General features: G+C 54.3%; 13 protein-coding genes. 7 read left to right on the forward strand and 6 right to left on the reverse strand.

The features are described 5' to 3' along the window. Nucleotides 1–17 precede the first annotated feature (17 nt). From FH603_RS21405 to FH603_RS21420, 4 genes are all read left to right on the forward strand, one after another. Nucleotides 18–983, forward strand: a complete 966-nt coding sequence (locus FH603_RS21405) for a nitrilase family protein (RefSeq protein WP_186739791.1) — start codon at nucleotides 18–20, stop codon at nucleotides 981–983. Nucleotides 984–1,009: 26 nt separating this feature from the next. Beyond that, nucleotides 1,010–1,429, forward strand: coding sequence for a helix-turn-helix domain-containing protein (locus FH603_RS21410; RefSeq protein ID WP_186739793.1), 420 nt, complete (start codon nucleotides 1,010–1,012; stop codon nucleotides 1,427–1,429). Between the two features lie 70 nt (nucleotides 1,430–1,499). Continuing rightward, nucleotides 1,500–2,264: an SDR family NAD(P)-dependent oxidoreductase gene (locus tag FH603_RS21415; protein ID WP_186739795.1), complete on the forward strand. Its 765-nt coding sequence runs from the start codon at nucleotides 1,500–1,502 to the stop codon at nucleotides 2,262–2,264. Nucleotides 2,265–2,402: 138 nt separating this feature from the next. Then, a complete protein-coding gene (locus FH603_RS21420; protein WP_186739798.1) occupies nucleotides 2,403–3,260 on the forward strand; it encodes a dienelactone hydrolase family protein in 858 nt (285 codons plus the stop codon). A gap of 10 nt (nucleotides 3,261–3,270) precedes the next feature. On the opposite strand, the gene FH603_RS21425 is transcribed toward FH603_RS21420, so the two are convergent. The 4 genes from FH603_RS21425 to zwf all read right to left on the reverse strand — a co-directional run bounded on the left by FH603_RS21425 (nucleotide 3,271) and on the right by zwf (nucleotide 6,405). After that, nucleotides 3,271–3,690 (reverse strand): hypothetical protein, encoded by a 420-nt coding sequence (locus tag FH603_RS21425; protein ID WP_208493032.1) that lies wholly within the window; start codon nucleotides 3,688–3,690, stop codon nucleotides 3,271–3,273. 111 nt (nucleotides 3,691–3,801) lie between these two features. Further along, a complete protein-coding gene (gene pgl / locus FH603_RS21430; RefSeq protein ID WP_186739800.1) occupies nucleotides 3,802–4,530 on the reverse strand; it encodes a 6-phosphogluconolactonase in 729 nt (242 codons plus the stop codon). Nucleotides 4,531–4,538: 8 nt separating this feature from the next. Beyond that, nucleotides 4,539–4,883, reverse strand: a complete 345-nt coding sequence (locus FH603_RS21435) for a cupin domain-containing protein (RefSeq protein WP_186739802.1) — start codon at nucleotides 4,881–4,883, stop codon at nucleotides 4,539–4,541. Between the two features lie 37 nt (nucleotides 4,884–4,920). Continuing rightward, nucleotides 4,921–6,405, reverse strand: a complete 1,485-nt coding sequence (gene zwf / locus FH603_RS21440) for a glucose-6-phosphate dehydrogenase (RefSeq protein WP_186739804.1) — start codon at nucleotides 6,403–6,405, stop codon at nucleotides 4,921–4,923. 150 nt (nucleotides 6,406–6,555) lie between these two features. Between zwf and rpiB the strand changes: the two genes are divergently transcribed. Beyond that, on the forward strand, nucleotides 6,556–6,984 hold the full coding sequence (rpiB, locus tag FH603_RS21445) for a ribose 5-phosphate isomerase B (RefSeq protein ID WP_186739806.1): 429 nt from the start codon (nucleotides 6,556–6,558) through the stop codon (nucleotides 6,982–6,984). Nucleotides 6,985–7,108: 124 nt separating this feature from the next. Further along, nucleotides 7,109–7,648: a hypothetical protein gene (locus FH603_RS21450; protein WP_186739808.1), complete on the forward strand. Its 540-nt coding sequence runs from the start codon at nucleotides 7,109–7,111 to the stop codon at nucleotides 7,646–7,648. Nucleotides 7,649–7,656: 8 nt separating this feature from the next. Here FH603_RS21450 and FH603_RS21455 read toward each other — a convergent pair whose 3' ends face one another. After that, a complete protein-coding gene (locus tag FH603_RS21455; RefSeq protein ID WP_186739810.1) occupies nucleotides 7,657–8,577 on the reverse strand; it encodes an SGNH/GDSL hydrolase family protein in 921 nt (306 codons plus the stop codon). 76 nt (nucleotides 8,578–8,653) lie between these two features. Then, a complete protein-coding gene (locus FH603_RS21460) occupies nucleotides 8,654–10,915 on the reverse strand; it encodes a DUF7133 domain-containing protein (protein ID WP_186739812.1) in 2,262 nt (753 codons plus the stop codon). Between the two features lie 350 nt (nucleotides 10,916–11,265). Here FH603_RS21460 and FH603_RS21465 point away from each other — a divergent pair, with 350 nt between their 5' ends. Further along, a complete protein-coding gene (locus FH603_RS21465) occupies nucleotides 11,266–13,416 on the forward strand; it encodes an FUSC family protein (RefSeq protein WP_186739814.1) in 2,151 nt (716 codons plus the stop codon). The last annotated feature ends 28 nt before the right edge of the window (nucleotides 13,417–13,444 follow it).

Here is a 13,444-nt window from a genome sequence, read left to right on the forward strand (position 1 = left end):
CCACTTTATATCGACTTATGCAAAATCTCAACGTTGCCACCGCTCAGTTCGAGAACGCCAGTGGTGATAAAGCGTATAACCTGGGTATCATTCGGGAGCTGTCGGCCCAGGCAGCCCGGCAGGGCGCGCAGGTCGTTGCCTTCCACGAATGCTCCATCACCGGCTATACCTTCGCCCAGCATCTGTCCAAAGAAGAACTCCTGGCCGTTGCCGAACTCATTCCTGAGGGCGATAGCATCCAGGCTTTACAACAGATTGCGGCCGATAACGACATCGTTATTCTGGCGGGCCTGTTCGAAAAGGACAGTCAGGACCAGATCTTCAAAGCCTACGTATGCGTCGACAAGAACGGGCTGGTGGCTAAATACCGCAAGCTCCATCCGTTCATCAACCCCAACATTCTCCCCGGCACCGAATACGTGGTCTTCGACCTCTACGGCTGGAAATGCGGTATCCTGATCTGTTACGATAATAACATCGTCGAAAATGTCCGGGCAACAGCCTTGCTGGGAGCCGACATTATTTTCATGCCCCACGTAACGATGATGACACCCTCGACCCGACCGGGTGCCGGCTTTGCCGATCCGGCGCTATGGGCCAACCGCGAAAACGACCCCACGTCGGTCCGGTTGGAATTTGACGGCATGAAAGGCCGCGCGTGGCTGATGAAGTGGCTGCCCGCCCGCGCCTACGACAACGCGGTCTATGCCGTTTTTTCCAACCCGATCGGGATGGACGACGACCAGCTGAAAAATGGCTGCTCCATGATCATCGACCCATTCGGAGATATCGTAGCCGAATGCCGCCAGTTGGGCAATGAGGTTGTAACGACAACCTTAACGCCAATCAAGCTTCAGCAGGCGGGTGGTTTCCGCTACCGCAACGCCCGTCGCCCCGACCTCTACCGTACCATTATCGGGCAAGAACATGTATCGGAGCAAAAAGTGATCTGGCGAACGGATAGCGGGGAAGCTACAAAATAACGTTACCCGGACAGTAAACACGGACCATGGCAGTAGTCTATAAATTACCCAGGAAAATAGCCGCCCGGCAGCACGAGATAACAGCCGACTACCTCGCTATTCTGGATCGGCATCTGGCCGATTTGCTGGCGGGGCGCGTAACCGACATGTACGAGATTCGGGATGTGGCCGATGAGATGAACATGCACCCCACACATCTGAGCAACACCATTAAACTGACAACCGGAAAAGCCCCCTGCTATTTTTTCGAAGCGAAGATCATGGACATCGCCCGTGCGCTTCTCACCGATACACACCGGTCCATCGCCGACATTGCGACCACGCTCACCTTCGACCCGTCGAACTTCACGAAGTTCTTCAAACGGTTCCAGGGAACCACACCCAGGCAGTATCGCGAGGAAATATGGCTGGCAAACGCCCTAAATACTGAAGTACTCACCATTTAATCTGAAGCTGTCACCATAACCCGGCCCCGCCCGTGCCTCACCTTTGTACCATCATTTAACAACAAACAAGATGGTAACTGAGAATAAGATAGCACTCGTAACAGGCGGTAGCCGTGGACTGGGAAAAAATATGGTCCTGGCCCTGGCAGAAAAGGGCTTTCATGTGCTGCTCACCTACAACAGCCGGCAGGATGATGCGCAGGAGGTAGTGGCAGCCGTTGAGGCACTCGGACAGAAAGCGGTAGCCCTCCAACTCGACAGCAGCCATGTCGGCAGCTTCGATGCTTTTTATGAGCAGGTCAGCCGTACAGTACAGGAAACCTTTCAAACAGACCGTTTCGACTTCCTGATCAACAATGCGGGCACGGCCTTACATGCCTCCTTCGCGGAAACGACCGAAGCGCAGTTTGACGAAATGATGAACATTCATTTCAAAGGCGTTTTTTTCCTGACCCAAAAAGCATTACCCCTACTGAATGACGGTGGACGGATCATCAACATTTCGACAGGACTGGCTCGTTTCTCGGTTCCCGGCTCTTCTGCTTATGCCAGTATGAAAGGGGGGGTGGAAGTTTTCACCCGGTATCTGGCCAAAGAACTGGGCGCACGCGGCATAACGGCGAACGTAGTGGCCCCCGGTGCCATTGAAACAGACTTTGGCGGGGGCCGTGTACGGGACAATCAGCAAATGAACAGTCAGCTGGCTTCAGTTACGGCGCTGGGCCGCGTTGGCGTACCTGACGACATCGGCGGAATCGTTGCGTTCCTGTGTACCGAAGAAGCCCGGTGGATCAACGCCCAGCGCATCGAAGCGTCGGGAGGCATGTTCCTGTAATTGGCCACCGGTCAAAGGCAAAAGTGAGTGAACAGCGTTTATCAGCCAGCTAAACACGGAGGAACGCTATCCACTCATTTTTGCATTTGACCAGCCTATTCGACAGATTTACGTGACCAGCCCTAAACCAACTGTACGATGGATCAGCGCATTATCAATCTGTTCGACGAATACACCCACAAACCCCTTAAACGGGCCGACTTTCTAAAACGGCTGGCCAGCCTGACCGGCAGTATGGCCGCAGCAATAGCCGTACTTCCTCTGCTGGAAGTCAACTATGCGCAGGCGGCTACCGTACCTGATCAGGATGATCGTATCAAAACCGAATCGGTCACCTTCCCCGGTGCCGACACGATCATGAAAGGGTATCTGGCCCGTCCGGCCGCTGCCGGTAAGTATCCGGCCGTGGTGGTTATTCACGAAAACAGGGGCCTGAATCCACATATCGAAGACATAGCCCGGCGGGTAGCCCTGGCCGGGTTTGTAGCCCTCGCGCCCGATGCCCTTTCGGCAGCGGGCGGCACGCCGGCCGACGAAACACAGATGCGTGAACTGTTCGGCAAACTTGACCCTACGGTGACCCGCACTAACTTCGTCAATGCTGTCGAGTACCTCAAAACCCGCCCCGACAGTACGGGCAGTGTAGGGTGTGTAGGGTTCTGCTGGGGTGGTGCTATGGCCAACCAACTGGCTATTCACGCGCCCGGCCTCAAAGCGGCCGTTCCCTTCTACGGTCGGCAACCCGACGCGGTCGATGTACCGAAGATCAAGGCGGCCGTGCAGCTTCACTACGGCGGACTGGACGAGCGGGTCAATGCCGGTATTCCAGCCTACGAAGAAGCGTTGAAAAAAGCCGGTATCCCCTACGAACTTTACATCTACGAAGGCGCACAGCACGCCTTTAATAACGACACAGCTCCTACCCGCTACAATGAAGCCGCAGCTAAACTGGCCTGGGAGCGCACTATGAAGTTTTTAAAGGAAAAGCTGGTATAAAGCGTTCCGGCTATCGATCGGCGCGGCTGGCCTGCCAACTGCCACTATCCTGACCACCGTTGGCAAGCCAGCCGCCCTTTAGCAGGGAGCCGGCCATCGATCCTGAAAAGCTGGGGTCTCCCCCACCCTGCGGATCGGCGTAGCTTGCTTTCAGTTGCCCGTTTTGCCAGCTGATGGTTTTCAAATCGATCGGGTAGCGATTTCCGTCGGGGGCCAGCATGATAATCTGACCCGCCAGTTTCTTGTTGCTGTCCTGATTGATGAGTAGTTCAAACTTGCCGGAATCAGACCCTTCGTACGTGCCGATCCATTTTCCGGCGATCATTGCCGACGAATCTACCGCCGTCATAGCGGTGGTGTTTTGTGCCGTAGCAACCGAGCAGGTAGCCGTCAGCAAACCGAGAGTTAAAACAAAAAGGTTGATAGACATAAGTAAGGAATTTAGGCGTGCCAAAAAGAAACGCTAATATCCTGACTAATAGCCAATCAACCTTTACCTTTTACTAAAAACGGGATGCCCCGCCAGGGTGGGGCATCCCGTTTATTTATTGCTCAGGTTTGCGGCCGCTTTCTCATCGACCATCCAGACCAGTTCCCCTTCCGTTAGCTTGATCACCTGCGATGGATACGTATCGGGCCTGTACTCACCCTCCAGCACTTCCCGCAGGGGGTCTGCTTTCTTGGGACCGGCAACCAGGAACAGGACGCAGGACGCCCGGTTCACCAGCGGAGCGGTCAGGGTTAGCCGGTACATCGTTTGCTGCTCCAGAAAATAGGCCCTGGTCCAGGCCGTTTCTTCATGGACGACTTCCGTTCCGGGAAAGAGCGAAAGCGTGTGCCCGTCGTCGCCCATGCCAAGCAATACCAGATCGAAGGTTGGGCCGCTGTCACCGAAATAACTATGGAGTATCCGGTTGTAGTCGGCCGCAGCTTCGTCAGGTTCGAGGTCGGTGCGCCAGACATGAATCTGGTCTTCGGGCGTATACACGTGGCCAAGCAGCGTGTCATAGGCCATACCCGCATTGCTCTGCTCGTCCTCGATAGGTACGTAGCGTTCGTCACCCCAGAACACGTGTAGTTGCAGCCACGGTATCTGATCGACGTAGGGCGACTTGGCCAGCAGTTCGTGGAGCGCTTTTGGCGTACTGCCCCCCGATAGCGCAATCGTAAACCGATCTTGCTTTTTCAGGACGTCCCTGATGCGTCTGGCAATGAAATCGGCCGCTGCCTTTGCCAGATCAGCGGGATTCTTTTTAACAATGAGTTGCATATTTTTCGTTAGACAAAGTCCTCGCGCATAGGCGTAAACACGTCGACCAGCATACCTGCTTCCTCACAAACGGCACCATGCCATACGTTGGAGGGTACGTAGAAGACATCTCCCTGTCGTAAAATTTGGGTTTCGTCGGCAATGGTGATCGCAAACGTGCCGCTCTCGACATAGCTCATCTGCGTATGCACATGCCGGTGAACGGCCCCTACACCACCCGTTTCAAACGCCACCTTCACCATCATCAGGTTAGCGTCATACGTCATGATCTTGCGCTTCACGCCCTCACCGACTGTCTCCCAGAGGAGGCTTTGATCATCGACAAACAAGCGGGCAGACTGTGTTACGGCCATAGTAATAGATACGGTTAACCAGAAATCGACACTAACGTTATTTAGTCCACTCGAACCCGTCTTTCTCAATCAGCTGCATAGCTGCGTCAGGTCCCCATGAGTTGGGTGCGTAATTTGGAAAATCAGGTGCCTGACTCCCCCAGGCTTCTATGATCGGTGTGACCACCTTCCAGGCGGCTTCGACCTGATCGGCCCGCATGAACAGCGTCGCATCGCCGGTCATCACATCCAGCAACAGCGTTTCGTAGGCTTCCGGCTCCTGCTCGTAGGCCGTTTTATAGCTGAAGACCATTTCAACAGGGTCGAGCGCGAGTGTCTGGCCCGGACGTTTGGCCTGAAACCGCAGCCGGATATCCATAGCGGGCTGAATGCTGATGCTCAACCGGTTGGACTGCCAGGTTTTGGTCGCTTCGTCGGGGAAGGCGAAGTCGGGTGCGGCTTTGAACTGGATGGTGATGATCGTTGTCTTTTCGGGCAGGAACTTGCCGGTACGCAGGTAAAATGGCACATTCTCCCACCGCCAGTTATCGACGTAGAGTTTCACAGCCGCAAATGTTTCTGTAGCCGAATCGGGCGTTACACCCTCTTCTTCGCGATAGCCCGGCGCGTGCTTACCCTTCACCTCGCCTGGACCATATTGTCCCCGCACGGCCACTTCGTTTACCTGCTCAGGCTTAATCCGACGGATTGAGTTAAGGACGCTCACGGTTTTGTTACGAACCTCGTTGGCATCGAAACTGGCGGGCGCTTCGGTAGCTACCATACACAGCACCTGCAGGAGGTGGTTCTGGATCATATCGCGCAGGGCACCTGACCCTTCGTAATACCCACCGCGCCCTTCCAGGCCAACGGTTTCGGCAGCCGTGATCTGGACGTGCTCCACGTATTGCCGGTTCCAGATTGGCTCGAACAGCGAGTTGGCGAAACGCAGTGCCAGAATATTCTGCACCGTTTCTTTACCCAGATAGTGATCGATGCGGTATATCTGCTCTTCGGCAAACAAGCCGCCCAGCAACGCGTTGAGTTCCAGTGCCGTTTTAAGATCGTGGCCAAATGGTTTCTCAACCACGATCCGAACGCGCGACGTATCGCCACATAACTGAAGTTTACCCAGATTTTCGGCAATACCCGGCACAAGCTGCGGGGCTACGGCCAGGTAAAAGATGACACTGGCCCGCTGGCCCCATCCCTTTTCTTTTTCGGCGACGACATCCGATAGCCTGGAATAGGCAGCCGCATCACCCGCATCCATCTGGAGATAGCTGATGGCCGGGGCAAACGCATCCCAGGGACCATCTTTTCGCCGGGAAAAAGATTGAACGCCCTCGTGCAGCCGATCACGAAAACTATCATCGCTATATTGGCTGCGGCCCAGTCCTATCACAGCAAATTGCTCGGGCAGGTAGTTATCAATCGATAGATTATAGAGAGCAGGCGTAAGCTTGCGAAGATTAAGATCTCCGCTTCCGCCGAAGATAAACAACACGGTAGCACCGGGTCTCTGATTGGTAGATGGAATCATCGAAAGTCAGGTTGTCGTCAGACACAAAGTGGCGGCAAGTTACCGACGCACTTAGTTTGGAACAAGTTTGGGCGTTTATGGTTTGGTCATAGTACCAATTCAGCTACGCTGCCGGTACGCAGCGAGCATTTCACCTGCCTGTTTCAAACTATGAAAATTGCTATTGGATCTGATCATGCCGGTTTCCGCTACAAGGAAGCTATCCGCCAATTTCTGACCGGCCTTGGCCATGAGGTCGTCGATAAAGGGACTGATTCCGAAGCACCGGTCGACTACCCGCGTTTCATCCGACCCGTTGCCGAAGCCGTTGCTGCGGGCGAAGTGGAGCGGGGTGTCGTGCTGGGCGGGTCAGGGAATGGCGAGGCCATGACCGCTAACCGGGTCAAAGGCGTTCGGTGTGCGCTATGCTGGAATGAAGAGTCGGCCCGGCTCGGACGGCAGCACAACGACGCCAATGTAATCTCACTCGGTCAGCGCATGATGACCGAAGAAATGGCGCTACGCCTGGTGCAGATCTGGCTCGACACCCCCTTCGAGGGAGGCCGCCACCTGATGCGGATTCAGGAGCTGGACGAATAGGCAACAAGTCCACTTTCACACCTTTATATTCTGAATTAAGGTATCAAATCCAAATTTTACGCTACTAACCATCATTTTTACAGTTAAAGTTGCTACTTTGGAGAAACTTTAACTTGTACAAATAATGGACACACTTCTAATTAACCTAAACGCATTATCACGCTATCACATAACACCCAGTCAATACACTTTTTTATTTCTTACACACGCCCGGCAGTATGCAGCCATGTATAAGTACTGCCAGGAAGGACCAGGTTTTAAATCGGAAGAAATCCTCGATCTGGAGACTCGGGGCCTGATTCTGAACCTTAACAAGACCGGTTATTATTACCTCGATTTTTTCGTCCTGACCGACAAGGTAGGCAGCGACCTGTTCGATCAGGACCGCGACAAAGCCGGGCTCGCGGTATGGAATGCCTACCCGATCTACCTGCGCGACTCCATCACCGGCGATACCTTCTCGCTCATCAATACCGACAAAAAACAGTGGCTGACCGACTATTACCTACAGGTTGGTCACCGCCCCGAGAAGCACCGCCAGGTCATGGATGGTCTCGACTATGCCATCGACAAAGACCTGATCGACATGAATATCCGGCAGTGGCTCGATTCCGAGCAATGGACATTGATGCTGGAACTGAAAGAGCTGGAAGAATCGGTCTAGCTACCGGCTCAGGGCATGAGTGCCCGAATACGATGTTCCAGCTCGGCGGCTTTGGCCCTGGCTTCGGCAAGCGGCAAGCCTACATTCATGCCGGGCCGTTGGTGGCCCGTTGCAGTGAGCCATGCATCTTTCATCAGGCGTTGACGTTCGGCAATAAGTTTCTGCACCTGCGTTGAATTGGGTACAGCAGCAATAGCGGCTTGTAAGTCTGGCGCGGTGGCAATTGCTTTTTCTCCCAGCCCCAGGAGAATGGCTTTGGCCATGATCCAATGGCCGGTATCGCCGGGATGAACGCCATCGTCGGCCAACGCAAAACCAGCAATGGAAAACGCAGAATCGACTACCCGGTGGGCCTCCAGAAATTGCTTCATCGGGTAGTGAACATCGATAACAGTCCAGTGGGCCGCTTCTTTCTGACGCAGTAACCAATCGGCATACCGATCGAGTACGGCAGCATACCCAACTTTACCCCCACGCAACTCATCGTAAACCGGTGGGGTAAGGTGGATGATCTGGGCACCGGACCGGACGACTTCGTCGTGTAACCAGTTCATACCCGTCCTGAATTTCTGAAAACGACTTTCGTCGAATGGCTGGTAAATGCCATCATTCATCCCATAACTGGCAAAGACCAGATCGGGTTTGGTCTGCGTCAGTACCCGTTCCAGCCGTTCGTGGAGGTCAGGGCGGGGGAATTTACCATCGGCATGTCCCGCTTCGGAAAGGCCCGATACGGTTTCACTTGGCAAACCCACATTAATAAATTCAACCTGTTGACCCGGATAATGCGTCCTGAAATAAACCTCTATATCCGTTACGTACTGACCGCTGTAGGTGATGCTGTTGCCCAGGAATACGACACGGTGTACGCCGGGCGAAAACAAGGCTTGCCCGACGCATAACCGCCCCGGTTGCAGCATTAAACCCATACTGACTACCAGACCGACCAATTGCCTCAGCTGTATCATCCTCTTTATTTCATCGTCCTGACGGTACCAACAGGAGCTACTTCGCTGCCGACGCCGGTACCTCTTCTTTTTGCTTGGCCTCCAGTTCAGCCAGTGTCCATGCTTCGGTGCGGCTGGTATGGCTGGCTCTGATCTTTCGAACCTCTTCTGGTTTAACAGCCGGTGAGGAGCGTGAGTTGCCGCCAAATTCGTACCGGATATAGCTGGCAATCGAAGCGATCCATTCGTCACTATTTTCGGACATCGACGGCATCACGCTGGGGTATTCTTTGCCGTCAACCGGCCCCGACAAACCATGCAGGACGATGCGGATAGCCATGTTCTTGTTATCGAACTGAAGGCGCTTCGAGCCTACCAGGGGCGGAGCGGGCATAGCGCTTCCCCCAACGGTCAGTCCTTTTCCTTCCGGCCCATGGCAGGTGGCGCAGAGCGATTTGAACGTCGACGCGCCGTCCAGAATCAAGGTCCGGTCGGCGGCTGTCAGGTTGCCGAGCCGCCGGCCAAACTTCCGCACATCTTCATTTTTATCGAGGGCCTGCTTCGTGGCAACCATCATCTCGTTCGTTGTGTTGCCAGCCACCAGCTGGTTCACCAGCGGAGCGGCACCGGGGGCCTTGCTGGCGTATAACGACAGCAGCAACTGAACCCGAACGTCGTCACTGGCATCATTGGCAAGCGTTCCAACCTGGGCAATCATCGACTCATCGTTGCGCTTCAGCCAGGGTTCACTAAGCCAGATCGCCGTTTTCCGCACCTGCGCGTGTTTGTCGTGAAGGGCCTTGCCAACCATCTCTTTATCAAGCGCGTTCAAGCCTTCCAGCGTCCATAAGGCATGGATTCGGGCCAGGTGGCGCTCGTCTGACTCAGCCTCCCGTTGCTGGACAGCGAGTTGCTTTAAGGCAGGGATGACCGATTTGTCGCCCCGGGCAATGAGCTGCTTCTGGGCATTATCGCGCCACCAGCCGTTTGGATGGCCCAGATACGTCAGCAGCTTATCGCTGGGGTCGTCCAGCATTGTAGGTTTTTTATACCGCCTGAACCCATCGTGAACAACCCGATAGATACGGCCATGGCCTGTATTAGCGGCCAGCCCCAGGCTATCGATCCGGTTGCGCAGAAAGCTTCCTTTCTTGGTCCAGTTGGCCTGCTGAATAATGCCACGGTGCATGTCAACAACGTACAGATTACCGTCCGGGCCGGTATACGTGTTTACCGGGCGAAAATTCATATCGGACGAGGCCATAAACTCTGCCTGCTGATACGCATTTTTCAGCGTGGTTTTGCCATTGGTGTTCGTAACCTTGGCGCGCCGGATAATCCGCGCGACGGGTTCGGTTACCAGGTAATCGCCTACCAGATCGGCGGGCAGGTTGTCGCCCCGGAAGATCGACTGGCCCGTGCTGGCGGTAAAATGATTGAGCGTTACATTGGGACGGAGTCGTTTGTAACCACCCTGCACATCGGGCGTTGCCATGATGGGCCATACTTCCTGAAAATCGGCCGTAAACTGGTCGTCGAAGTTAAGGCTCCCGTAAACCGGATTTATTTGAAACCCCAGCACTGGATTTTCACCCCCGGCACTGGAAAAATACAAGCGGCCGTAATTGTCGTGGGTGAGGCCCCACTGTCCGCTCGAACCACTAACGAGCGTATCGACCTGCATGGTGCCGTTGGTATAGCGGAAGCGGACAGGGTCATAGGTCAGGTACATCCAGTTATCGAGGTTCCAGTCCAGACCGCTACGCTGGTGTTCCATGTTATTGGTGTTCTTATAGGTCGGATTGTCATAGACCAGCTTCTTTTTGTCGGCTTTACCGTCGCCATCCGTGTCCTCGTAACTATGTATGGCCAGCGTATTGGTTTCATTTACCAGCAGTTCGTGGTTTACGCACTGGATCATACGCGGCAACAGGAGCTTATCGATAAAAACACTGCTTTTATCCATCTTGCCATCGTTATCAGTGTCTTCAAGGAGCGAAATCCGGCTGATGGGTAACTGCTCTCCCGTAGCGTCGGCATCCTGCATGTAAGTCAGCATTTCGGCTACATACATTTTAGCATTTCCGTCCCAGGCAATAGCAACCGGCTCTTTGATCATGGGTTCGCTGGCCACTAATTCAAGGTGATAGCCGCGGGGCAGGCGCATGGACTTCAGGCTCGCTTCAGGCGATAGGTAAGCCCCCGTGGGAGCAGGGTTGAAAGCCGGTTCCGGTTGCTGCACGACCGGCTTCGGTGTGGTGCAGGTGAACACAAGCAGGGCAAGCGACAACATACTTCCAATCCAGAGCGTATTCTTCATGTTTATATACGTGAACACAGATTATGATAGGGGAACCGTTTCGACAGACGGTAGACCGTGCGTTGCGGGTACGTTCACCCTCTATAAATCAAAAAACATCCATTATTTACTTTTCAAATTTATATTCCAGTCCTGTAGAGTAGCCTACACCTGGCAAGGACAGGAAACCATATTGGACCCACCCAGGCATACAGCCATCCTGTTCCGATCAGAACGGCAGGCTGACTTTAAGAGATTTTCGCCAAAAACATGTTATACTACACACGCCACAGCCACAGTGGTGTGATAACCGAAAACAATAAAGGCGGACACCGGCTCCCGAGCTTCGCTGGTGAACGCGCAAACCCGGCATGAACAGACGCACCCGACAGGTAAGTTACTTTCTGTCCAGCCAGTACTTTTCCGACGGCATCCGTACCACGGTATCCATCTTATTGCCCTCCCTCCTGCTGGCTCAGTTTGGACTGCTGGCGAACGGTATGGCTATGTCTATAGGGGCCCTGAGTGTAAGCCTGAGCGACGCCCCCGGCCCGGTACAGCACCGGCGCAACAGCATGACAGCGACCGTATTGATCGGTTCGGCCGTGACGTTCATAACGGGATTTGCGCGCATGAACGACCTTACGCTCGGCCTGGAGATTGCGTTGTTCGGCTTTTTCTTTTCTATGTTTTCGGTTTATAATAACCGGGCTACGTCTGTTGGCACGGCGGCTCTGCTCATCATGGTGCTCATGCTCGACCGGCCACTCGATGCGTCCGGCGTTGTCCGCGAGAGCGGGTTGATTCTGGCCGGAGGTATCTGGTACATGGCCATCAGCCTGCTTCGGTCTCGGCTGCGGCCTTACCGCCCTGCCCAGCAGGCGCTGGGTCAATGTATCCATGAAATAGCCCGGCTAATGGCCATCAAAGCCGATTTTTACGCGACGCATACACGGCTGGACGATGACTACCGGAAACTGGTTGCGCAACAGGTCGTTGTCAACGAGATGCAGGACGCCGTTCGGGAAATGCTGTTCAAAAGCCGGCAATATATGGCCGAATCGGACCGTACCAGCCGAACACTGGTTCTGACATTCTCCAGTGTCATGGACCTGTATGAGCAAATCGTGGCGATGTACTACGACTATTCCGGTATTCGGGAGCGGTTCGGGAAGTCGGGCGTTCTGGACACGATTGCCCGGCTGGTCCGGCATTTATCCGATGAACTCGATCACATTGGCCTCACGGTCCAGTCGATTACGCCCTCGCGCCCACCCCTCGACCTTACTCCCTCTCTAACGGCACTGAAACAACAAATAGACGACATTCCTGATACCGATGGCAGTACGCTAGTTCTCAAGAAAGTGCTGGTAAGCCTCCGCAACCTGTCCCAGCGCGTAGCAACCATCCAGGCCAACATGACGGCTCCGGCAACGAGTCCACAAAACGAAAGGCTGGAGTACGGACGGTTTGTATCGCATCAAACGATCAACTGGCAGTCCTTCCGCGACAACCTCACGTTCGACTCATCGGTATTCCGGCATTCGGTACGGGTAGCGGGGGCGCTGCTGCTGGGCTTCTTACTAACCAAGTTTCTACCCTATGCGCAGTATAGCTACTGGGTATTGCTAACGATACTGGTTATTCTCAAACCCGCCTTCAGCCTGACCCGGCAGCGCAATCAGGAACGCATTGTTGGCACGTTCATAGGGGGCCTGATTGGTATCGTGATTCTGACGTTCATTCCCAACAAGACAGCCCATTTCGTTTTCCTGGTTCTGTTTATGATCGGAACCTACAGCGCGCAGCGGGTCAATTACATCGTTATGGTCATTTGCGTAACCCCCTTCGTACTGATTCTTTTCAGTTTTCTGGGAATCGGCTACCTCAGTGTTGCAGGCGAACGGCTACTGGACACCCTACTCGGCGGCCTTATTGCGTTGGGGTCAGGCTACCTGCTGTTTCCCAACTGGGAGTCGCACCACATCACTACGCCTATGACCGATGTGCTAAAGGCCAATATCAGGTACATGCAGTTGCTGCTCGACGGTTTGTCGGGTCGGGCTATCCCGGTAGTGGATTACAAGCTGGCACGGAAAGAGGTATATGTGACCTCAGCCAATATAGCGGCTTCCTTTCAGCGGATGGTATCGGAACCGAAACACAAACAGCGCAACGAGAAGGCCGTCTACGAATTTGTGGTGCTGAACTACATTCTCTCCGCCAACATTGCCACGATCACTTCGACTTTCCTAAGCTCCCCTCAACCCTATCCGACGATCCTCATACGCCCGGTCAAACGGGCGCTGGGTACGCTGACCGATACGGTCCGCCAACTTGGAGAAGCGTCCGAGAAAACAAACACCGATACGCTGGCGTCTCCGGTAGCAGCGCTGTCTGAGGCCACTACCTTACCCCCGGATGACCGACAGTTGAGCGAACATCTGGGTTTTATTCAGCAGGTAAGTAATGATATTGGTAAAGTGGTTGCCAAGGTAAGCTGGCAGGATGTGCGGGTATGATTTACCCAGCTGACATAAGCATGCCGCG

This window comes from Spirosoma utsteinense, assembly GCF_014282275.1.
In the GTDB taxonomy this organism is placed as follows: domain Bacteria; phylum Bacteroidota; class Bacteroidia; order Cytophagales; family Spirosomataceae; genus Spirosoma; species Spirosoma utsteinense.